This window comes from Cobetia sp. 29-18-1 (assembly GCF_029846405.1).
Classification (GTDB): Bacteria; Pseudomonadota; Gammaproteobacteria; order Pseudomonadales; family Halomonadaceae; genus Cobetia; species Cobetia amphilecti.
In genome coordinates this window covers 55,686-76,055 of sequence record NZ_JARWKS010000011.1, presented here as the reverse complement: position 1 = coordinate 76,055, position 20,370 = coordinate 55,686, and the positions used below count along the sequence as shown (strand labels likewise).

Sequence of the window (20,370 nt, the reverse complement as noted above, 5' to 3'; positions counted from 1 at the left end):
ACGTGCGGGTATCGGCGCCAGTGCCGCAGGGCGGGTGGCGAATTTACAATGGGGCCATTCTAGAGCTCAGCGGCCTCGGCGTCTTCCCCATGCGCGTTGCGGATATGCGTCAGCAGGGACTGTCGCAACCAGCGGTGCCCGGGGTCCTGCTCGTGGCTGGCATGCCAGATCAAGCGGTAGCTGAGCGCGGGCAGGCGCATCGGTAGCTCAAGAATCGCCAGCCCATGCAGCTCGCTGCTGGCCTGGGCAAAGCTTCTGGGGGCGCAGAACACCAGCTCGCTGTGCGCGACGATGCTCAGGGCATCGCGGAAATCCGGCACCAGCACGCTGATGCGGCGTGGTGCGCCGTGCTGCTCCAGCCGCTCATCCAGCGACCAGCGTGAGCGCCCCTCGCAGGTGGCCTGGACATGACTCAAGGCCGCGAATTCGCTCAGCGTCATCGGTGTCTGGCGCCGCGTGAGCGGATGATCACGCCGCACTAGAATCACATGGTCGTCGCGCCACAGCAGGCGCGATTGGAAGCCAGGGGGGGAGGGCAGGCGGCTCGCCCGGGGTCTCGGCGCTGTGATCGTGTCCGGCAAGCCCGATATCCAGCTGGCCCTTTTCCATCAGGCTCAGGCAATCGGCCTGCCAGCGGCTGATCTCGAGGCTGCCATGCGGCAGCGCATCGGTCAGTGCGCGCGTGCAGGACGGCATCAGGGTCGCCCAGGCGCTTTCCAGCACCGCCAGTTGAAAGCGCCGCTGGCTGGTGGCGGGGGTGAAGGTGGCAGGGGCGCTCAGATTCTCGAGACGCGAGAGCAGCTCGGCCAGCTCGCCACGCAATGACAGGGCCCGCGCCGTGGGGCGCAGACCGTGGCGTTCGCGAATGAAAAGGGCGTCATCAAACATCACGCGCAGGCGTGCCAGACTCTTGCTGACGGCAGACTGCGAGAGGTGCAGACGGCCCGCCGCGCGCGTCACGCTGCACTCTTCCAGCAGTACCTGCAGCACCTGCAGCAGATTGAGGTCGATGCGCGTGTTGAAGGGCGTGGCCGCTGGCGCTGAGCCCGAAGACGCAGGCAGTGAAGACGCGGCTGGAGACTGGGCGGCAACCGGCCTTGCGGGTGTCTGCGGGGCTGTCGCGCTCATGAGTTTCTCCAGTGGAATATCAAGCCTGAAATAATATCATTTTGCTTCATAAGTCGCAGGCGCTAGGCTCTGCGGATTCTTGATGGCCCTCTGTCGGGCCGCCCTTGGCTTCTGACTCTCGAGATTATCCATGTCCGTGTCTTCCTCTGCTGCCGCAAGGCCCATGCCCAACGCACGACTATTGCTGTTGCTGCTGGTCGGCTGCGTGATGTTCTCGCCGCTGGCGATCGATATCTATCTGCCCTCACTGCCGGCGATGGCGCGTGAATTCGCCCAGCCCACCGATGTGATGCAGATGACGGTGACGCTGTTTCTGGGCGCTGTGGGTGTCGGGCAGATTCTGGTCGGCCCGTTGACGGACCTCTACGGACGGCGTCCGGCGCTGTTGGGTGGCGCGACGGTCTATCTCGTCGGCGCGATGGTCGCCGTGCTGGCACAGGACATCAGCATGCTGTATCTCGGGCGTATCCTGCAGGGGCTGGGAGCGTGCGCCACGGTGACGGTGGCCTTCGCGGCCGTGCGTGACTGTTACACGCCGGAGCAGGGCGCCAGGATGTACAGCTATCTGAATGGTGCGCTGTGCATCATCCCGGCGCTGGCGCCGGTGCTGGGCGGCCTGCTGGCGGTGCAGTTCGGCTGGCGCTCCAACTTCCTGTTCATGGCCGCCTTCGCGCTGTGCGTCGGCCTGATGGCGTGGAAGAGCTTTGGCGAGACGCGTCCGGCCACGACGGTCGTGGAGCGTCCGCTGTACAACTGGGCGCGCTACCGCCCCGTGTTGACCAGCTGGCGCTTCCTGTATCAGGCGCTGGTCGCGATGGCCGCGATGAGCGCCATCCTGCTGTATGTCTCGTCGTCCTCCGAGCTGCTGGTCGAGCGCCTCGGTCACTCCGAGCTGGTCTTCAGTGCCCTGTTCGGCGGCAATGCCGTGATCAATATCATCACCTTCTTCTTCGCACCGCGCGTGATCACGCGCCTCGGCCGTCAGCCCACCGTGCGCCTGGGGCTGGCGATCATCCTGCTCTCCGGCCTGATGCAGGGCGCGGCCTTCGCCTGGCTGCCACTGTCGGCCGCTGCCTTCATGGTGCCGGTGGCAGTGCTGTCGGTCGGCTTCTCGTTGGCGCTCGGCGCGGCATCAAGCCTGGCGCTGGAGGCCTTCGCTGAGCGTGCCGGCACCGCGGCGGCGCTGCTCGGCAGCATCCAGCTCGGCGGCTCGGCAGTGGTAGCAACGGCGCTGCTCAATACGCCGCTCGCCCCTCAGCAGGGGCTGCTGCTGATCAGCGTGGTGATGGTGCTGCCGTTGCTGCTGTTGGGCGCGCGACGTCAGCCGGGCGTCTAGTCGGTATGACTGGCCGGTGAGACTGCGCGGTGCGACGGCGCATTGCGACTGCCCAGGGCGACTGGACAGGCATGGAGGATTCGCTGGCTGGCGACAGCGGCGGGACGCAGGGCAGAGATGGTTCATTGAAGGCCCCCGACCAGAGTATGCTTGTCGCTCGATCCGCATGTCGCCAAGGAGGCACCATGGAATCAGCGGCGCGTGTGCGCGTGATACTCAACGGGGACAAGGCTCAGCAGCCGGAGCTGCGTGAGGCCATCTTCGCTCAGCGTGAGCGTATGGCAGGGCTAGAAGTGCGGTTGACCTTCGAGGGTGATGATGTCGCGAGACTGGTGCGCGAGGCGATCGAGGAAGGCGTCACGCGGCTGGTCGTTGGCGGCGGTGACGGCACCCTCAATCTGATCGCCAATGCATTGATGCAGTATCCACTCGCGAAGCGTCCGGAAGTCGCGATCCTGCCGTTGGGCACCGCCAATGACCTGGCGACCTCGCTCGGCATCCCCGAGCCGGTGACGGAATCGCTGGCGCTGGCCTGTGAAGGGGCGGCGCGAGCCGTCGATGTGGTGCAGCTGGATGATGCCTACTTCCTCAACATGGCCTCGGCAGGTTTCGGCGCCGAGGTGACGCGCTCGACGCCCGGTGGCCTCAAGAAGCTGTTCGGTGGCGGGGCCTATTCGCTGATGGGCGTGCTTAAGGCGTGGGACTTCCGCCCCTATCGTGGCAGCGTGACCCTCAACGGGGTGGAGGAGGAGCTGGCGTTGTTCGTGCTGGCGATCGGCAATGGTCGTCAGGCGGGCGGCGGTCAGGAGCTGGCACCCCGGGCGCTGCTCGATGATGGCTGCTTCGATGTGCTGGTGATCCGCGACTTCCCCATCGCGCGGGTGGGTGAGGTGATCGAGGAGCTGGAGTCGCTCCCCGACAATGGCCATTTCGTGCGGTATGTGCGCACTGACGCGCTGCACTATCGTGGTGAGTCGCTGCCGGTGAATCTCGATGGCGAGAGCTATCTGATCGAGAACAGCGAATTCCAGCTGATTCCCGGCGCTCTGCGTCTGGTCGCCCCGCAGGGCGCCGCCCTGCTGACACACTCATGAGCCCGCAGATGGGCCATTGAGCGCTGGCTGAGCCATGTGGGCTGGCTGGTACACGAGCGCAGTCTGAGGTTTACTCAGGCTGCGCTCGTTGCGTTGGTGGCAGCGTATTCTTCCAATCTCTCGGCCGCGCAGGGCGGGAGTCAGGACTTCAGGGAGTGATTGCATGGTCGGTTTGGCGGCGTGGCATATCTGGGTCATCCTCGCGTTGATTCTGGCGGGGCTTGAGCTGCTGGGCGCGCAGTTCGTGCTGCTGGCACTGGGTGTCAGTGCCCTCGGGGGCGCTCTGGCGGCGGGGCTGGGGGCGGGGCTGAACATCCAGTTGATCAGCGTCGCGATCACGGCCCTGGTGCTGGTGCCACTGTTCGTGCGCAAGATCCATCCCTATCTGTTGCCCAAGACGCCCTACGGCACCCTGGGCAGCGGCGCGGAGACCGGGCAGCTGGCCAAGGTGATCATCGGCAACGGCGGCAAACCTGCCGTGCGCGTGTCAGGCAATGAGTATCCGCTACGCTGGGAGGGGGAGGCGCCGCCGGCAGCGGGGGACACGGTCAGGATCGTCAGCGTCGAAGGCATCACCGTCTGTGTCGAGCCCGTCTCGAAGGAAAGTGGCACAAAGACACCATGAGATCGCGGCTCGACAGCGCGGTCGTGGTGGCAGCGGATCAAGCGTGATCGGATATTTCACAAGGGCTTGCGGATACGGCCCAGTTCAAGGGAGTTGAGCAATATGATTATCAGTCCGGGACTCATCATCATTCTTTTCATACTGGCGCTGGTGGTAATCCTGCTGGCCAAGGGATTGATGATCGTCCAGCAGTCAGAAGCCGTCGTCATCGAACGCCTCGGCAGCTACAGCCGCACACTGGAATCCGGCGTGAATCTGGTGATTCCGTTCATCGACAAGCCGCGCTCCATCACCATTCGTCGCTATCGTGAGGTCAAGGGCGACAATCTGCCCTTGGTGGTGGAGGAGACGCGCATCGATCGCCGCGAGACGGTGATGGACTTCCCCGGCCAGAGCGTGGTGACGACGGACAACGTCACCGTGACCGTCAATGGCGCGCTCTACTTCCAGATCGTCGATCCCAAGCGCGCCGTCTATGAAGTCGAGAACTTCACCCAGGCCGTCGAGGTTCTGGCCAAGACCAGCCTGCGCTCCGAGATCGGTCGCATGGAGCTCGACAAGCTCTTCGAGAGCCGCAAGGAGGTCAACGACGCCTTGCAGATCACCATGGATGAAGTCGGTGACAAGTGGGGCGTCAAGGTGACGCGCGTCGAGATCCAGGACATCAGCATGCCCGAGGAAGTCGAGGACGCCATGCGGCTGCAGATGGCGGCCGAGCGCAAGCGTCGCGCCACGGTGACCGAAGCCAATGGCCAGCGCGAAGCTGCCATCGCGACCGCCGAGGGCGAGAAGCAGTCTTCGGTGCTGCGCGCCGAGGGTGACAAGCAGGCCGCGATTCTGCGCGCCGAAGGTGAGCGTCAGGCCATCTATCAGCTGCGCGATGCCATCGGTGCGGAAGACCCGCAGCTGGTGGTCGGCTACATGCTGGGCCAGAAATATCTGCAGGTACTGCCGGACATGGCGCGCGAAGGTGATCGCGTCTTCATCCCCTATGAGGCCTCTGCCTTGCTGGGTGCCATGGGCAGTTTCCGCGAGCTTGCCACTGAAGTCGGCGAGCCCACCAATGCCAGCAATGAGGGGCTGAGACGCGCCCGTCAGATGATGACCGGCGAAGCGGGCCTGGGCTGAGTGTATTGTGCCGAGCAGTGAGTGGCAGTAGGCTGCCGCTCCACTGAATATTCACCGCATCTGGAGCAAGACGATGATAGCAATGACTACTGATCATGAGCGCTTCCTGCAGGCCGCCATTGAAGAGGCGGAAAAGGGCTATGCGGCCGGCGGCGTGCCGATCGGCTCGGTACTCGTCCATGATGGCAAGATCATCGGTCGTGGCCACAATCAGCGCCAGCAGAAGGGCAGCACGGTGTTGCATGGTGAAATGGATGCACTGGAGAACGCCGGTCGCCTGCCGGCCAGCGTCTATCGTGAATCCGTGCTCTATACCACGCTGTCACCGTGCCCGATGTGCAGTGGTGCCATCCAGCTCTACGGTATCCCGCATGTCGTGGTCGGTGAGAACCACACCTTCATGGGCGCGGAAGACCACCTGCGTGGCCTGGGCGTCAAGGTCGATGTGGTCGACAACGCGCGCTGCCGCGAGCTGATGGCGACCTTCATTCGCGAGCAGCCGGACGTCTGGAACGAAGATATCGGTGAGTGATCGCGGCGCGGTTTTTGGTGGTAGCTGATGGAAAATGGTGTTCGTTAACACTATTCTGCTGTGAAAAGGGCGGAATGCTTGAAAAGCTGTCGGTCTGGCACCATGTCTTGGGTATCAGGCGCCAAGCCACGCTTTCGCTTGCATGACTACACGACCTTTGTTGCAATGCCACTTGCAGGAAACAGGGGCTGGCAACTCCCCACCTATCATGGAGAAGACGATGAAACTCAAGCAATGGATGATTCCCGCACTGGCCGCTGGCCTGTCTCTGGCCATCGCTGGTTGCGATAACGGCGATACTGACAAAGCTGCCCAGAACGCCGAGACCTCTGCCGAGCAGAGCGCCGAGCAGGCTGAACAGAGCGCCGATCAAGCGGCTGACGCCGCTGCCGAGAAGATGGACGAGGTAGCTGACGAAGCGGCCGCAGAGATGGATGACGCTGCTGACAAGGCCGACAACATGGCTGACGACGCTGCCGAATCCGCCGATGCCATGGGCGATGAAGCTGCCGCCGAGAGCGAAAGCGCCCTCGACGCGACCAAGAACGCTGCTTCCGAGACCTATGAGTCCGCCAAGGAAGGTGTCAACGACGCTGCTGACGCCACTGCCGATGCTGCCAAGAACGCCTATGACTCCACCAAGGAGCAGGCTGCAGAGCTGACCGACTCCGCTGAGCAGTCTGGCGACAACGCTGCTGCCGAAGCGAACGAGAAGATCAACGCTGCGCAGCAGGATGCCAACGAGTCCATCGACGAAGCGCAGCAGTAATCACTGGCCAGCGAATGCTGGCGTGATGCCTGTCGCAAGCCGTGTCACTGGCTGAGTGCGAGTGACACGGCCGCCGATACAAGAACGCCGCGCCCCTTTGGGTCGCGGCGTTCTTGTTGATGGCGACTCTTCGTGAAGCGTGAGTCAGGCCAAGGCCTGGCCACAAAAAAGCCCGCCAGAAGGCGGGCTTTTCCATGACTGTCTTGCTGCCATCATCAGAGCGCCGGTGAGGGCGGCCTGACCAGGCTGATCGAGAAGATCAGACCGGCTTGATGTTTGCGGCCTGAAGGCCTTTCTTGCCCTGGGTGACGTCGAAGGAAACCTTCTGACCGTCTTGCAGGGACTTGAAGCCTTCTGCCTGAATTTCAGAGAAGTGCGCGAACAGGTCGTCGCCGCCGTCGTCCGGAGAAATGAAGCCGAAACCTTTGGTGTCGTTAAACCACTTGACTGTGCCAGTTGCCATGATTCTTTCCTTGCTTACGAGATGATGTTGGTGGTCTGCCCATCAGACCAGAGTGCGTTGGTGCGGCTAGGGGGAATTCCACCAGAGAGACGCGTTGCGTCCAGCGACGACATCCTTTCCTGCTTGACCTACGCATGCAGCCTAGGCTGCACGTGCTCGCTTCCATTCGAACAGAAAGTTGTCGTATTGGCGACTCCTTCCGGCTCAAGTAGGATGCTCACACAGAGCCAACATAGATGGAAATGCCATGAAGGTCCAGAACGTAGATTACCGCTCGGCCGATGCAGCCGAAAAATTTGTCGAATCCCTGCGCACGACGGGCTTCGGTGTCATCCGCAATCACCCGATCTCTCATGAATTGGTCGAGAAGATCTACGCCGAATGGGCCGAATTCTTCTCCAGCGCCGACAAGCTTGACTGGCGTTTCGACCCCAAGACCCAGGATGGACTGTTCCCGGCAGATGTCTCCGAGACCGCCAAGGGCCATACGGCGCGTGATCTCAAGGAGTATTACCACATCTACCCGTGGGGCAAGATTCCGGACAGCCTGCGCGAGAATGCCATGGAGTATTACCGCCAGGCCGAAGCCTTCGCGGCAGAGCTTCTGAGCTGGGTCGAGGCCCATTCACCTGCCGAAGTGGCCGAGCTCTACCGTGAACCGCTCTCCAACATGATCAAGGACAGCGGTCAGACGCTGCTGCGCGTGCTTCACTACCCGCCGATGACCGGCAGTGAAGAGCCGGGCGCCGTCCGTGCCGCGGCGCATGAAGACATCAATCTGCTGACCGTGCTGCCGGCAGCCAACGAGCCGGGCCTGCAGGTGATGGACGTCAATGGCGAATGGATGGACGTGCCCTGTGATCCGGGTCAGCTGGTCATCAATGTCGGCGACATGCTCCAGGAGACCAGCGGCGGCTACTTCCCGTCGACTACGCACCGCGTGATCAACCCGACCGGCGAGGGCTCCAGCCAGTCACGCCTGTCGCTGCCGCTGTTCCTGCATCCGCGCCCCGAAGTGGTACTGTCTGACAAGCACACGGCGGACTCCTACCTCAAGGAACGTCTGCGCGAGCTGGGCGTCATCTAGCGCCGGCTCCGGTCTCGGCCAGGCTTTCGTTCCCGGCTTGGCTTTCGCTCCCGGGACCGCTGAAGAGACACTTGCTGATCCGACGCCATCCGCGCCAGTGCGCGGGTGGCGTCGTCGTTTCCGGGCGTGGCCTCTGGCGGCAGAAGGCTTGATTCATCGGCGCCAAGACCGCATTGACTGTATTCGCAATCATGATCTGCCGCATCGCGGCTAAGGCTTCACTGATGACCACATCGCCTGTTGTACAGGACACGCATTCCAAGACCATGGGCTATCTGCTGTGGATCTTCGGTTTCCTCGGCGCGCACCGTTTCTACTATGGCAAGCCGGTCACCGGCACCATCTGGCTGTTCACCTTCGGGTTGCTGGGCATCGGCTGGTTGATCGACCTGTTCCTGATTCCGGCGATGGACCGCGAGGCGGACTTCCGTTTTCGCGAAGGCCCGATCAATTACTCGCTGAGCTGGATTCTGCTCACCTTCCTGGGCGTGTTCGGCATCCACCGCATGTACATGGGCAAGTGGCTGACCGGCTTGCTCTACCTGTGCACCGGCGGGCTGTTCTTCATCGGCGTGCTGTATGACTTCTGGACACTCAACGACCAGATATCGCTGCGCCATGCCGAACAGGCGCCGGCCACCCAGCGCTAGAGATCACGCCTGCGTTGCATCCAGCGGGACGGAAGTGACGTAGCAGGAAAGGCAGTGTCGAGTTTTCGCATGTTCTAATGTGCTGGGGCTCGGATGTTTTCATCAACATGACGACAAGGAAGTGAACATGATCTGGTTGAAAGCCTTCATCGCCGCCTTTCTGGCGACTCTGATCTTCCATCAGGGCCTCTTCGGGCTCTTCTATCTGGCCGACATTCTGCCCAAGGCGCCCTACAACATGACGCCTACCGGGCCGCTGGGCGTTCCGTCAGTGCTCTCGCTGGCCTTCTGGGGCGGGCTGTGGGGGCTGCCGCTGTGGGCATTGGTGCGTCGCAGGACGGGCGTCAGCCATTGGCTGATCAGTCTCGTCTTCGGTGCAGTCGGCCCGACGGCCGTGGCCATGCTGGTCGTCTTCCCGCTCAAGGGAATCGAGGTTGCGCCACTGATGGTGGTCGGTGGCCTGATCCTGAATGGCGCCTGGGGCGTCGGTACCAGTCTGTTGATGCGTGTGCTGGGTGCGCGACCGAGTCCTGCAGCCCCGACGACAGCATGATGGCATCGATTCCGTGGACCATGGTGGCGCTCGCCTGGGCTGCCGGGTTGTGCATGCCGCTGGGTGGCGTGATCGCCCAGCTGGAGCGCAGTCACGAGAGTCACGTCAAGCGCAGCTGGCTGGCGGGGATCACCGCGCTCGGCGGCGGCATTCTGTTGGCCGCCGTCTCACTGGTGCTGGTACCGCATGCCATGCAGGCGCTGTCCATCGCGGCGCTGTTGGGGCTGTTTCTGCTGGGCGCGCTGATCTTCATGCAGCTGGACCGCTGGCTGGCGCGCGGTGGCGGCGCCAAGGGCCAGTTGCTGGCGATGCTGATGGACTTCATCCCCGAGGCGATCGCGCTGGGTGCACTGGCCTCTGCCTCTCCGGCCGCGGCGATGTTGCTGGCACTGTTCATCGCGGTGCAGAACCTGCCGGAAGGCTTCAATGCCTATCGTGAGCTGGAAGGGGCCGGGCTGACGGCGCGTCAGGGGCTCGGGGCCTTCGTGCTGCTGTCTCTGCTGGGCCCGCTGGCGGCATTGGCCGGCCATCTGTGGCTTGCGGATGCGCCGGGCGTGCTGGGCGGACTGATGGCCTTCGCCGCCGGCGGCATTCTCTACCTCGTCTTCCAGGACATTGCGCCCCAGTCGCGGGTGGCGCATCACTGGTCACCGCCGTTGGGCGCCTCGCTGGGGTTCATGATCGGCATGCTGGGCGATCGCCTGGTCGGCTGACGATTCACCGTGGCGGGGCGGCACCAGCTGACTCGCCACGGCCCGAGACCTTCACACCCTCCGTTATCTTCCCGATAGGGAGCTCGCATGAGCAAGCACGCCAATGAAGGCAACCTCACGGGGTTGCTGGAAGAGCTGGACCGCGAGATCGAAGGGGATATCTCGCTGGGCGACATTCTGGAGCACTTCAACTCCCGGGGCTTCGGTCCCTTGCTGGTATTGCCTGCCTTGCTGGTACTGCTGCCGACCGGGGCGATCCCCGGCGTACCGACGACCTGCGCGCTGTTCATCGTGCTGATCGCGGGTCAACTGTTGCTGGGGCGCAGGATGCCGTGGTTGCCACGCCGGCTGGCGCGCTTCAGTTTCGAGCATCAACGCCTGACCCATGGCGTCGAGCGGGCAAGACCCTGGACACGACGCCTCGATCGTCTGCTCAAGCCACGCTTGAGCTTCATGACGCGCGGCGTTGCCTATCGCGGTATCGCGGCGCTGACCATCCTGCTGGCCACGGCCATGGTGCCGCTGGAGCTGGTGCCCTTCGCCGCGGCCTTGCCGGCGGCGACCTTGCTGCTGCTGGGGCTGGGGCTGATCGGGGAGGATGGCCTGGTCATCCTGCTGGCCTTGCTGGTGCTGCTGCTGGATATCGCTACGGGGTTCTGGTTGGTAGGTTGAAGGCTGCGTTGGTCGCTCAACAGCGACGCAGCGTATTTTAGGACTCGAGGCTCGTATCCTTGATGACGCGAGATGGCTTCTGCATGCCATCAGCTGTGGACTCATGAGAGCGCCTGCGCCGTTGTGTAGCAACGCAGTAAGACAAAAGACTGAAGTGCACCATTCAGAGGCAAACCAGGCTGTCATCTTGGTGTGGATGGCTTTGCAGGCTGGCCGTGCTCGCCTAGACTGGTCGCCTGTTCAGTGCCATGGGGGCACGAATTCGGCTACTGAAGCGGGTCTGTCGCAAGGACGTTCGTCATGTTTGATTTCATCCAGTTCGATGCTGCCTTCTGGTCCTTCGTGGTGGCCATCACCTTGCTGACAGTCACGCCCGGGGTCGACACCCTGCTGGTGATTCGCAATACCTCGCGCGGTGGCCTGCGTGACGGCGTGCTCACCAGTCTCGCGATCTGTGCCGGTCTCTTCGTGCACGCGCTGGTGTCGTCGGCGGGCATCTCGCTGATCCTGTTGCAGTCGGCATGGGCGTTCTCGGCCCTCAAGCTGGTCGGAGCGGGCTATCTGATCTGGCTGGGCATCAAGAGTCTCAAGAGTGCGCGGCGCGCGCGCGGGCTGAATGTCGACGTCACCGTGACACGTCAGCAGGTATCGTGCTGGCTGCCGCTGCGTGAGGGCTTCCTGTCCAATGTGCTCAACCCCAAGACGGTGGTGTTCTACATGGCCTTTCTGCCGCAGTTCATCGCGCCGACCGACCCGGCCGTGCTCAAGTCATTGTGGCTGGCGGGTGTCCACTTCGTGATCGCCAATCTCTGGCAGATCAGCGTGGCGCTGATGGTCGGTGGTGCAGGGCGCTGGCTGGCAAGGCCGCGGGTCGCCTGCTGGATGGAAGGCATCACCGGGTCCGTCATGGTGCTGCTGGGGGCACGGCTGGCGCTAGGCCGCTAGGGATGAGCGGCCACTGCCAACATCGCAACGGAGCGCATGGGATGACGGTTCGTATCCTTGATGACACATGGATCCTGTGACATTGACACTGGCGGCCTTTCTCAAGGTCGTCACGCACCTGGAGGCTCGGGATATCAGTGATGTCTACGATTCCCGCGTACAGCAGGTACGGGTGCTTTACTACGGTTACACCATCGACTTCCGCCACCAGCTGTGGCGCATCGATGATGAATCGGTCTGTGCACATCTGGAAAAGACCGGTACCGCCGTCGAGCAGCGCGAGTGCTCGCGCATGGCCAGCCGACTGTTCGTCGAGACCTGCCATGCCTTGCAGCGCCGGGGGCGGGCGGCACATATCGACACCCGCACCATGTATTGCAAGGCCGCAGCGACCTTCAAGCCCCGGCGCGACCCCTATGCGGGCATGACGCCGGCAGAGCGCAAGGCGCGCAAGGCGCTGGAAGCGGCGCATCGAGAAGCCGAGCAGGCCTGCAACCGCTACGTACTGGATGCCCTGTCCTCGAATTCTCTGGAGATCCTGCGCCTGCGGCAACGCTACTGCGACAAGAGCAATCGATTGGCAGCACGGCTCGAACAACAATGATGCCCGGGCCGGTGCTCATGCCTGCCCGAGCCAACGACAGCAGCGGTACAGTGCTGCATTCATGACATGAAGACCGGCCCATCAAGGCTGGCATTGGCAGGGAACGCAATCGGATGAGTCTTTCACATACCCTTCGTCGCCGTCTGGGCGGGTTGAGTGCCGTGGTGCTGGTGGTCGCCGGGATAGCGGCCTGGCTGTACGCCGTCGATGAGGGGCGCTGGGTCGGTCGCGTGACCACGCGCCCCGAAACGCTGAATCTCGAGTCGGTGGAGCAGGGCAACCTGCCGGTCAATCAGTTCGTCTCGCTGCGCAATCATTGGGCGGTCTATCGCGAGCACACCGAGACCTTCCGCCTCGATGCCAATGCAGACGGGGGGCACCGCATCGAGACGCTCTATTATCCAGTCATCTCTGACATGAACCCCTATCTACTGGAGCTGGCCGGTCTGTCACGCGCCTTCGGCGGCATCGATGGCATCCCCTCGGAAGAATGGCCGCGCATCGAGCGCATGGGCGTGCTGGTGCGAACCGACTCCGTGCAGAGCCTGGAAAACGTGCCGCCGCTGATCGAGTTCCCCGATGGCCTGTTCGGCACCGTATTGCACGCCGAGACGGACCTGCCGGGCGATGAGCGCTCCCTGTTGGCCGAGCGCTGGCCCGACATCGATCTGTCGCGTGTGATCATCATCAATGCCGGCCACCGCCCCGGCAATGTCTGGGCGATGATCGTCTATGGCGTGCTGGGCACGCTCTGCTGGGCACTGGCGGTCTGGCTGATGGTGCGAATGATGCGTACACCGCCCATCACGCGCTCCCAGCCTCTGGCCTATTCCGGCCGAGCGGCATCGGAGCCGGTGGTGTCGCAGGCATACCCGGGCAGCGAGGCTGGGGGCGAGGGGGCGTCTCAGCGCCATGCAGCACAGGTCCATGCGGCATCTCAGGCCCATGATGACGCACCACAGCCCCAGGGCGCTCCCGGCAAGCGCCAGGGCTGGCGTGGCAAGGGCAAGGGAGGCGACGAAGGGCGACCCCTGAGCTATGCCGAGGCGCTGGGACGGTATACCCCTCAGCAGAAGCCGCCGTTCGGCAATGGAGTGGCTGCCTTGCGACCGGGAGAAGCCAAGGGCGAGAGCCAGTCCGGGTCCTCGCCCGCCATTCGTCCACGTCGCGATGACTGAATGACCGATTGAAAGAATGACTGTAAGAATGGCTGAAGGCCCAATGAGTTCTGATGCCATGGGTCCCGACGCCATGCGCCCTGATGCCATGAAAACGAAAACGCCAGCCCCATGGGGCTGGCGTTTTCGTTGCTGGATGCTGCTCGGCTCAGCGGCGATCCACCAGCGCGGTGGTGTAGCGCTGGCTGACTTCGCGGTCGCTGACCACCTTGACGCCCTCGCTGGTGCCCTTGGCCAGGCTTTCGAAGATCACGCGGTAGGCCAGCACGGCCTTGACGTATTCGCGGGTCTCCTTGAAGGGGATACGCTCGACGAAGCGGTCGTATTCGCCCGGGGTGTCGGCGAGCCAACGATCGACGCGTCCCGGCCCGGCATTGTAGGCCGCGGCGGCGGCCAGGCGGTTGCCGGAGTAGCGGTCCAGCATCTCGCGGATGTAGGTGCTGCCAAGACGGATATTGGTGACCGGATCACCCAGCGCCGCGTTGCTGGGCGTGGGCAGGCCCAGGCCGCGACTGACCTGAGCGGCGGTGCCCGGCATCAGCTGCATCAGACCGCGTGCGCCCACCGGCGAGGTAGCGGTGGGGTTGAAGGCGCTCTCGCGACGCGCGAGTGCCATCAGCATCCACGGGTCGACGCCGGCATCGGCACCGAAGCGCTGGAAGTCCTGCTGCCAGGCCGGCGGGAAGCGCCAGGAAAGGCCATCCCACAGCTGGCCGCGGATGGTGGCGAAGACGGTCAGGTCATACCATTTCTGCTGCAGTGCATAGGCTGCGAGACGGCGAGCATCGGCGTCATCCGCCTGGCTGACGGCGTTGAACCACTCGGAGCGAGCCAGACCGATCTCGTCGATGTTCATCAGCGCCCTGACACGCTTGACGGCCGGCGTCTCGGCGACCTCGGCCAATTCCGCGTCGGAGAAGTCCTGGTCATCGCGATTGAGCGAATACGCCTGCCCGATACGGTCGGCGGCCAGGAAGCCGTAGAAGTTGCGCTCGGTCGCGGCGCGCGTCCAGGCGGCGCGTGCTTCCTGCGGGCGACCAAGGCTGTCATCGGCACGCCCCAGCCAATACTGGTAGCGGGCTTCGTTGCGGAAGCGGTCCGGCATCTTCAACACCCATTCACGCACCTGTGGCCAGTCGCCATCGCGCACCGCGTTGCGCATGCGCAGATCGAACAGCTCCTCGTCATCGAGGATGGTCAGGCGCTGATCGACCCAGCCGCGGTTGTTGGGGATGTCACGCACCAGTGAATACCAGGCCAGGTCGCGCTCGACGGTGTGGCGCTGTTCATCACTCATCGGCATGTGCGGATTCACCTTGCGCCAGGCTTCCAGCGCGGCCTCGGTGTCGGCACGCACGAAGCCATGCATGGCGGCGACGCTCAAGGCGGCGAAGGCATGGCCGCCGTGGCCGAGGTTGGTCGGCAGGCGCGTGATGGCGGCAAAGTTGCCCTCCAGCTGTTCGCGTGCCGCGATGGCCCGCTGCCAGCTGCTGGGCAGCTGGCGCTCGAGATAGCTGACCATGCCACCCTGGCCGGCAGCCCAGGCGAGCATGGCGCGTTCCCAGATGGCTTGATCATCGATCACGCCACGCTCGCGCAACGCCGAGAACAGCGGGTCACAGGCCGAGTCCTGCGAGCCGGAGACATGCCAGAGCTTCAGACCGCCTTGCGATGCGCTCGCGACATCATTGCTCAGCTGCGCCGTGTAGTAATAGCACTGGCGCTGCGCGCCCGCCGGCACGCCATCGCTGACTTCCAGCAGGGCATCATGACGGCCGGTACGCCCGTAAGCGGAGATCGCCTGGCCTCGCATCCACTCGGCCAACGGCGAGTCTGCGTGACGCTCGATGAAGGACAGCACTTCCGCGGCGGTGGCGTACGGCAGGCGGGCCTTGAGCTGGTGGTACTCGATATAGCCCTCCAGCACGTGGCCATTGACGGCGACCTGCTGAATCTCGTCAAAACGCTTGGCGCGCGCATCATCGAAGGCGGCGCGGAAGCTCTGGTCACTGGGAGTGGCGGCCTGCAGGGGCAGGCTCAGTCCCAACAGCAGGCCTAGGCCGGTGAGGTGCCGCAGCGCCGCGAAGCGACGGCTGCCACGGGATCGGAGTGTTTGCTTGCCTGGTGTCACCTGGGACTCCTGCGACTGTCGGTAAAGGGGGCGTGGGCTGGCTGCGACCTTGTGGTGGCGGTTCAGTGCCCCGATGTTGAACAAGTGCCCCGATATTGGCTATCAGGGGTTGCCGATTCAGTAACGATAGTGGCTATCGTGGCAGTGGTCGGCGCTGAATAACAGCACCATCTGATACTGATAGTGAATTATCCGAGAGTGATATCGCGGCTGTGCTGCCGCGATGATGGCAAGCTCAGTGAATGAAATTTGTGCTACCCGTGAGGAGTCCACTATGGGCAAGGCATTATGGTTGACGCGATTGTTTGGCCGCCGACATGTGCTGGGCAAGGCAGGCGCCGCCTTGCGCACCATGGGGCCCTTGCTGCGCGACGTAGTGAGCGGACGTTATCGCCCGGTACCGTGGAAGGCGCTGGGGTTGGCGGCCGGCGCCTTCATCTATCTGGTCTCGCCGCTGGATCTGATCCCGGATCTGCTGGTGGGGCTGGGGATCCTCGATGATCTGGTGATCGTGACCTGGTTGCTCGGCAAGCTCGATGATGCGCTGGCTGACTATCGCCTGTGGCGTGGCGAGATTCCCGAACCTGATCCCTCCGACCCGCCGGCTCCCTGAAGGCGTTAAGCGTGGAAACGCCATTCCTCTACCAGCCCTGATGCTGGCACTGGCCATTGGCCGCATGGCAGGGACGCCGCGACCCTGCCATGCTCGTGACACGCTATCAAACACCAGTTTGAATGGCGCGCCGTCAGTGTCTGATCTGCCGTTTTATCACAGGGCGGCGCACCGTTTGTTCACAAACGAGACGCGCCGCTGTGGCAACGCCCTGAACAACGCCTTTCAAGGAAATTCTGCATGCTGATCTATGCCTGCCTGCTGTTTGCCGCACTGATGCTGGTGCTGACCAAGGTGCCGGTCGCCTGGGCTCAACAGCGAACCGGACGCTACGACAACCACGATCCGCGCGCACAGCAGCGTGAACTGACGGGCTTCGGGGCCCGCGCGCTCGCCGCGCACCAGAACACCATCGAAGCCTTTCCGCTGTTTGCCGCCGGGGTGCTGGTCAGCGTGATTACCGCGCCGGGCGCGCCCATCGCGACCACGCTGGCGGTGATCTTCGTGCTGGTACGTCTGGGCTATTGGGGCTGCTATCTGGCCAATATCGCCCCGTTGCGCTCCCTGTTGTGGGGCGCCGGCTATCTGGTCTCCCTCACGTTGATGGCGATGCCGCTGTGGATGTGATGCATGCAGTGCCGCAGAGCCTGCTGGGACTGGCCGTCAATCCCGCTGACGTGCCGGCTGCGGGTGGCGTATTGGATGACGCCAGCTGGGCGCGGGCGCTGACCGGATTCCTGAGCTTCATTCCGCACACGGCGCGCTTGAACGTCAGGGTCGAGAAGGTCGCCGCGCCGGCCATTCGCATGCAGCTGCCGTGGCAACCGGCTTTGATCGGCGATCCGCACCGCAGGCTGGTACATGGCGGTGTGCTGACCATGTTCGCCGATACGCTGTGCGGCAGTGCCGTGCTCACGGGGCTGTCGGCACCGGAAGTCTGCCCGACGTTGGATCTGCGCCTCGATCACTACCGACCCGGCGTCGAGGGCCTGGCGTTGGTGGGCGAGGCGCGCGTGCTGCGGGTCACGGAATCGATGGTGTTTACCGAGGCGCAGATCTGGCAGCAGCCGGGCAAGATCCTGTGTCGCGCGATCGGCAACTTCGTCAGGCTCGGCGAGCGCAATACGCCCAGCGGCTTTGCCGAGGCGCTGCTGGCGGCGGCCAACGCTCAAGCCCCAGTGAATCCTTCCACGGTCGAGTCGGAACCGCTGGGGCAGGCTGCACAGCCAGCAGACGAGAAGACCGAGGCGCAGGCGCCGCGTGATGCCCAGGACCCGCGCGGCCTGCTCAGTGCGCGACGTTTCGTCGAAGGGCAGCGCACACACGCCGACCTGGCGGCGCTGCTGGCGAGTCTGCCCTACGCGCAGGCGATCGGGCTTGGAGTGTGTGCCATTGACGGGCAGCAGGCGGGCGCGGCCAGTGATGCCGAGTTGCATCCTGAGCAGGCGCTGAGCTATTCCATGGCGGCGATGCCCGACAATGTCGGCAACCCGATGCTGCCAGCGGTGCATGGCGGCGTGCTGGCCGCAGCGATGGAAACCGCCGCGACGCTTGAGGTGCTCAGGCGGCATGGGCGCGGTGGTCGTGAAGCGCGCCTGCCCAAGCTGATCGATTTCTCCATTGACTATCTGGCCACGGCGCGCGGCGATCAGGTGACGCGCATCGACTGTGAAGTGATGCGTGAAGGCCGCCGCATGACCAATGTACGCGTCAGTGCCTGGCAGAAATCCCGCGAGCAACCGGTCGCCAGCGCGCGCATGCACTTCGTGCTGGAATCACTCGCCTCCCCGTGATGGCAGGTGATGTCTGCTCCGCAAGCGTCATACCTCAAAGCGCCTCCCTGATGGCTTCCTCTCCGTTGGCTTCCTTCGTTGGCTCCTTTCGTTGCTACCCCTAAGAGCCGCTTGGGTGTTTCCGTGCCATGCGCTAGGTGGGCCGGGCGCAATCATCTGTCGCTAGTGCCTTGAAATCCCTCACCCTTGCCCCATATCTGATCCACGAGTGCTTCCTTCGATCTGCCGCCCAAGAAAGGCAGGCGTCGGCGAGCCGGTTCCATTGTTGCGGGGGCGCTCTGGCCACCGCGAATCTTCTTTTCAGGCATCCACGACATAGAGGTCCTTTTCGATGACGACCGCCACTCACACCGAAACGCATGGCTTCCAGACAGAAGTGAAGCAGCTGCTTCACCTCATGATCCACTCGCTGTATTCCAACCGCGAGATCTTCCTGCGCGAGCTGGTCTCCAACGCGGCGGATGCCTGCGACAAGCTGCGCTACCAGGCGCTGGACAACGATGCCCTCTACGGCAACGACAGCGAACTGCGCATCGAGATCGAGCACGATGCCGAGGCGAAGACCATCACCCTGCGTGACAACGGCATCGGCATGAGCCGTGACGATGTGGTCGCCAATCTGGGCACCATCGCACGCTCCGGCACCGCCGAGTTCATGAAGAACCTGTCGGGTGACCAGCAGAAGGATTCACGTCTGATCGGTCAGTTCGGGGTCGGCTTCTATTCCGGCTTCATCGTCGCCGACGAGATCACCGTGCGCACCCGTCGCGCCGACCTGGGCGCTGACCAGGGCGTCGAGTGGACCTCGCGTGGCGAGGGCGAGTTCAGCGTCGCCGACATCGAACGCGCCGAGCGCGGCACCGAGATCGTGCTGCATCTCAAGGACGATGCCATCGAGTTCGCCGACGATCATCGTCTGCGCAACCTGGTCACCAAGTACTCCGACCATATCGAACTGCCGGTGCGCATGAAGCGCGTCGAGAAGGACGAGGAAGGCAACGAGCAGGTCCACTGGGAAACCGCCAACTCCGCCACCGCGCTGTGGGTGCGCTCCAAGTCCGAGGTCAGCGACGAGGAGTACAAGAACTTCTACAAGCACGTCTCGCATGACTTCTCCGACCCGCTCAGCTGGAGCCACAACAAGGTCGAGGGCAAGCTCGAGTACACCAGCCTGCTGTTCGTGCCGGGTCGTGCGCCGTTCGACCTCTACCAGCGCGACGCCGCGCGTGGCCTGAAGCTCTACGTGCAGCGCGTCTTCATCATGGACGACGCCGAGCAGTTCCTGCCGCTGTACCTGCGCTTCATCAAGGGCGTGCTGGACACCAACGACCTGTCGCTGAACGTCTCGCGTGAACTGCTGCAGCAGGACCCGCAGGTCGACAAGCTCAAGTCCGCGCTGACCAAGCGTGGCCTGGACATGCTCAAGAAGCTGGCCAAGGACCCCGAGCAGTACCAGACCTTCTGGAACCAGTTCGGCTCCGTGCTCAAGGAAGGCCCGGCGGAAGACTTCGCCAACCGCGAGAAGATCGCCGAGCTGCTGCGCTTCTCCACCACCGAGACCGACAGCGCGACCCAGGACCAGTCACTGGCCCAGTACGTCGAGCGCATGAAGGAAGGCCAGAGCAAGATCTACTACCTGGTCGCCGACAGCTTCAATGCCGCCAAGTCCAGCCCGCACCTCGAGATCTTCCGCAAGAAGGGAATCGAAGTCCTGCTGCTGACCGACCGCATCGACGAGTGGCTGATGAGCCACCTCACCGAGTTCGACGGCAAGTCCTTCGCGGATGTCGCCAAGGGCGATCTCGATCTCGGCGATGTCGAGAACGAAGAAGAGAAGAAGGCCCAGGAAGAGACCGCCAAGGCCAAGGAAGATCTGGTCAATCGCGTCAAGGAAGCGCTGGCCGAGAACGTTCAGGAAGTGCGCATCACGCACCGTCTGACCGATTCCCCGGCCTGCGTGGTGCTGCCGGAGCACGAGATGGGCTACCAGATGCGCAAGATGATGGAAGCCGCTGGCCAGCCGCTGCCGGAAGTGAAGCCGATTCTCGAGCTGAACCCGGAGCACGCCCTGGTCACGCGTCTGGAAGGTGGTGAAGGCGATTACTTCACCGACCTGGCACACGTGCTGCTCGATCAGGCCATCATCGCCGAAGGCGGTGCGCTGGAAGATCCGGCCGCTTACGTGCGCCGCCTGAACAGCATGCTCAGCGCCTGAGACGGCGGAACGATCGAGTCACTGGCTTGATCAAGCATGTCCGCAATGACGCCCCCGCAGCCTATGCTGCGGGGGCGTTTTACGTTGGGTGTGTCGTCAGCGATAGCGTCCAATGCGAGGTGCAAGGTGTGCAGGGCAGGA

General features: G+C 63.5%; 22 protein-coding genes. 18 read left to right on the top strand and 4 right to left on the bottom strand.

Annotated features, from left to right (window positions below):
- Positions 1-59: 59 nt before the first annotated feature.
- Together QD208_RS10440 and QD208_RS10435 are read right to left on the bottom strand one after the other, a co-directional pair.
- The gene (locus QD208_RS10440; RefSeq protein WP_279836752.1) at positions 60-479 is read right to left on the bottom strand and encodes a LysR substrate-binding domain-containing protein; all 420 of its coding nucleotides are present in this window, start codon (positions 477-479) and stop codon (positions 60-62) included.
- The gene (locus QD208_RS10435) at positions 469-1,128 is read right to left on the bottom strand and encodes a LysR family transcriptional regulator (RefSeq protein WP_279836751.1); all 660 of its coding nucleotides are present in this window, start codon (positions 1,126-1,128) and stop codon (positions 469-471) included. The genes QD208_RS10440 and QD208_RS10435 overlap by 11 nt, the downstream gene beginning before the upstream one ends.
- Positions 1,129-1,258: 130 nt before the next feature.
- On the opposite strand from QD208_RS10435, the gene QD208_RS10430 reads away from it, so the two are divergent.
- The 6 genes from QD208_RS10430 (at position 1,259) to QD208_RS10405 (ending at position 6,612) form a co-directional block, all read left to right on the top strand.
- The gene (locus QD208_RS10430; protein WP_225347735.1) at positions 1,259-2,464 is read left to right on the top strand and encodes a multidrug effflux MFS transporter; all 1,206 of its coding nucleotides are present in this window, start codon (positions 1,259-1,261) and stop codon (positions 2,462-2,464) included.
- Positions 2,465-2,649: 185 nt separating this feature from the next.
- Entirely contained in the window at positions 2,650-3,558 is a 909-nt protein-coding gene (gene yegS, locus QD208_RS10425) for a lipid kinase YegS (RefSeq protein ID WP_279836750.1), read from the top strand.
- 163 nt (positions 3,559-3,721) lie between these two features.
- The gene (locus tag QD208_RS10420; RefSeq protein ID WP_052384909.1) at positions 3,722-4,183 is read left to right on the top strand and encodes an NfeD family protein; all 462 of its coding nucleotides are present in this window, start codon (positions 3,722-3,724) and stop codon (positions 4,181-4,183) included.
- Between the two features lie 102 nt (positions 4,184-4,285).
- On the top strand, positions 4,286-5,311 hold the full coding sequence (locus tag QD208_RS10415; RefSeq protein WP_043337056.1) for an SPFH domain-containing protein: 1,026 nt from the start codon (positions 4,286-4,288) through the stop codon (positions 5,309-5,311).
- Between the two features lie 82 nt (positions 5,312-5,393).
- The gene (locus QD208_RS10410; RefSeq protein WP_107336621.1) at positions 5,394-5,843 is read left to right on the top strand and encodes a nucleoside deaminase; all 450 of its coding nucleotides are present in this window, start codon (positions 5,394-5,396) and stop codon (positions 5,841-5,843) included.
- 220 nt (positions 5,844-6,063) lie between these two features.
- Entirely contained in the window at positions 6,064-6,612 is a 549-nt protein-coding gene (locus tag QD208_RS10405; RefSeq protein ID WP_279836749.1) for a hypothetical protein, read from the top strand.
- Positions 6,613-6,871: 259 nt separating this feature from the next.
- Here the strand turns inward: QD208_RS10405 and QD208_RS10400 are convergent, their stop codons facing one another.
- Positions 6,872-7,075 (bottom strand): cold-shock protein, encoded by a 204-nt coding sequence (locus QD208_RS10400; RefSeq protein ID WP_043335501.1) that lies wholly within the window; start codon positions 7,073-7,075, stop codon positions 6,872-6,874.
- 247 nt (positions 7,076-7,322) lie between these two features.
- Between QD208_RS10400 and QD208_RS10395 the strand changes: the two genes are divergently transcribed.
- The 8 genes from QD208_RS10395 (at position 7,323) to QD208_RS10360 (ending at position 13,477) form a co-directional block, all read left to right on the top strand.
- The gene (locus QD208_RS10395; RefSeq protein ID WP_043335503.1) at positions 7,323-8,162 is read left to right on the top strand and encodes a 2OG-Fe(II) oxygenase family protein; all 840 of its coding nucleotides are present in this window, start codon (positions 7,323-7,325) and stop codon (positions 8,160-8,162) included.
- A 224-nt stretch (positions 8,163-8,386) separates the two neighbouring features.
- Positions 8,387-8,812: a TM2 domain-containing protein gene (locus QD208_RS10390; protein ID WP_043335505.1), complete on the top strand. Its 426-nt coding sequence runs from the start codon at positions 8,387-8,389 to the stop codon at positions 8,810-8,812.
- A gap of 127 nt (positions 8,813-8,939) precedes the next feature.
- A complete protein-coding gene (locus tag QD208_RS10385; protein WP_054554953.1) occupies positions 8,940-9,365 on the top strand; it encodes a hypothetical protein in 426 nt (141 codons plus the stop codon).
- Positions 9,365-10,078, top strand: coding sequence for a divalent cation transporter (locus QD208_RS10380; protein ID WP_043335509.1), 714 nt, complete (start codon positions 9,365-9,367; stop codon positions 10,076-10,078). The genes QD208_RS10385 and QD208_RS10380 overlap by 1 nt, the downstream gene beginning before the upstream one ends.
- 87 nt (positions 10,079-10,165) lie before the next feature.
- Positions 10,166-10,750 (top strand): exopolysaccharide biosynthesis protein, encoded by a 585-nt coding sequence (locus QD208_RS10375; protein ID WP_279836748.1) that lies wholly within the window; start codon positions 10,166-10,168, stop codon positions 10,748-10,750.
- Between the two features lie 300 nt (positions 10,751-11,050).
- Positions 11,051-11,695, top strand: coding sequence for a LysE family translocator (locus tag QD208_RS10370; RefSeq protein WP_216061481.1), 645 nt, complete (start codon positions 11,051-11,053; stop codon positions 11,693-11,695).
- Between the two features lie 67 nt (positions 11,696-11,762).
- Positions 11,763-12,299: a hypothetical protein gene (locus QD208_RS10365; protein WP_043335517.1), complete on the top strand. Its 537-nt coding sequence runs from the start codon at positions 11,763-11,765 to the stop codon at positions 12,297-12,299.
- 113 nt (positions 12,300-12,412) lie between these two features.
- Complete coding sequence (locus tag QD208_RS10360) at positions 12,413-13,477, top strand: hypothetical protein (RefSeq protein WP_279836747.1); 1,065 nt, start codon at positions 12,413-12,415, stop codon at positions 13,475-13,477.
- A 148-nt stretch (positions 13,478-13,625) separates the two neighbouring features.
- Here QD208_RS10360 and QD208_RS10355 read toward each other — a convergent pair whose 3' ends face one another.
- Positions 13,626-15,608, bottom strand: coding sequence for a transglycosylase SLT domain-containing protein (locus QD208_RS10355; RefSeq protein WP_279836746.1), 1,983 nt, complete (start codon positions 15,606-15,608; stop codon positions 13,626-13,628).
- Between the two features lie 274 nt (positions 15,609-15,882).
- Here QD208_RS10355 and QD208_RS10350 point away from each other — a divergent pair, with 274 nt between their 5' ends.
- The 4 genes from QD208_RS10350 (at position 15,883) to htpG (ending at position 20,229) form a co-directional block, all read left to right on the top strand.
- Complete coding sequence (locus QD208_RS10350; RefSeq protein WP_215824038.1) at positions 15,883-16,221, top strand: YkvA family protein; 339 nt, start codon at positions 15,883-15,885, stop codon at positions 16,219-16,221.
- Between the two features lie 240 nt (positions 16,222-16,461).
- Positions 16,462-16,848, top strand: a complete 387-nt coding sequence (locus QD208_RS10345) for an MAPEG family protein (protein WP_153635312.1) — start codon at positions 16,462-16,464, stop codon at positions 16,846-16,848.
- Entirely contained in the window at positions 16,848-18,014 is a 1,167-nt protein-coding gene (locus tag QD208_RS10340) for a PaaI family thioesterase (protein WP_279836745.1), read from the top strand. The genes QD208_RS10345 and QD208_RS10340 overlap by 1 nt, the downstream gene beginning before the upstream one ends.
- 331 nt (positions 18,015-18,345) lie before the next feature.
- Complete coding sequence (gene htpG, locus QD208_RS10335; protein ID WP_279836744.1) at positions 18,346-20,229, top strand: molecular chaperone HtpG; 1,884 nt, start codon at positions 18,346-18,348, stop codon at positions 20,227-20,229.
- The last annotated feature ends 141 nt before the right edge of the window (positions 20,230-20,370 follow it).

Bases quoted from the DNA above. Each gene is read 5' to 3' on its own strand.
- QD208_RS10435 (WP_279836751.1), bottom strand. From the start codon at position 1,128: ATGAGCGCGACAGCCCCGCAGACACCCGCAAGGCCGGTTGCCGCCCAG.
- QD208_RS10430 (WP_225347735.1), top strand. From the start codon at position 1,259: ATGTCCGTGTCTTCCTCTGCTGCCGCAAGGCCCATGCCCAACGCACGA.
- yegS (WP_279836750.1), top strand. From the start codon at position 2,650: ATGGAATCAGCGGCGCGTGTGCGCGTGATACTCAACGGGGACAAGGCT.
- QD208_RS10420 (WP_052384909.1), top strand. From the start codon at position 3,722: ATGGTCGGTTTGGCGGCGTGGCATATCTGGGTCATCCTCGCGTTGATT.
- QD208_RS10415 (WP_043337056.1), top strand. From the start codon at position 4,286: ATGATTATCAGTCCGGGACTCATCATCATTCTTTTCATACTGGCGCTG.
- QD208_RS10410 (WP_107336621.1), top strand. From the start codon at position 5,394: ATGACTACTGATCATGAGCGCTTCCTGCAGGCCGCCATTGAAGAGGCG.
- QD208_RS10405 (WP_279836749.1), top strand. From the start codon at position 6,064: ATGAAACTCAAGCAATGGATGATTCCCGCACTGGCCGCTGGCCTGTCT.
- QD208_RS10400 (WP_043335501.1), bottom strand. From the start codon at position 7,075: ATGGCAACTGGCACAGTCAAGTGGTTTAACGACACCAAAGGTTTCGGC.
- QD208_RS10395 (WP_043335503.1), top strand. From the start codon at position 7,323: ATGAAGGTCCAGAACGTAGATTACCGCTCGGCCGATGCAGCCGAAAAA.
- QD208_RS10390 (WP_043335505.1), top strand. From the start codon at position 8,387: ATGACCACATCGCCTGTTGTACAGGACACGCATTCCAAGACCATGGGC.
- QD208_RS10385 (WP_054554953.1), top strand. From the start codon at position 8,940: ATGATCTGGTTGAAAGCCTTCATCGCCGCCTTTCTGGCGACTCTGATC.
- QD208_RS10380 (WP_043335509.1), top strand. From the start codon at position 9,365: ATGGCATCGATTCCGTGGACCATGGTGGCGCTCGCCTGGGCTGCCGGG.
- QD208_RS10375 (WP_279836748.1), top strand. From the start codon at position 10,166: ATGAGCAAGCACGCCAATGAAGGCAACCTCACGGGGTTGCTGGAAGAG.
- QD208_RS10370 (WP_216061481.1), top strand. From the start codon at position 11,051: ATGTTTGATTTCATCCAGTTCGATGCTGCCTTCTGGTCCTTCGTGGTG.
- QD208_RS10365 (WP_043335517.1), top strand. From the start codon at position 11,763: ATGGATCCTGTGACATTGACACTGGCGGCCTTTCTCAAGGTCGTCACG.
- QD208_RS10360 (WP_279836747.1), top strand. From the start codon at position 12,413: ATGAGTCTTTCACATACCCTTCGTCGCCGTCTGGGCGGGTTGAGTGCC.
- QD208_RS10350 (WP_215824038.1), top strand. From the start codon at position 15,883: ATGGGCAAGGCATTATGGTTGACGCGATTGTTTGGCCGCCGACATGTG.
- QD208_RS10345 (WP_153635312.1), top strand. From the start codon at position 16,462: ATGCTGATCTATGCCTGCCTGCTGTTTGCCGCACTGATGCTGGTGCTG.
- QD208_RS10340 (WP_279836745.1), top strand. From the start codon at position 16,848: ATGCATGCAGTGCCGCAGAGCCTGCTGGGACTGGCCGTCAATCCCGCT.
- htpG (WP_279836744.1), top strand. From the start codon at position 18,346: ATGACGACCGCCACTCACACCGAAACGCATGGCTTCCAGACAGAAGTG.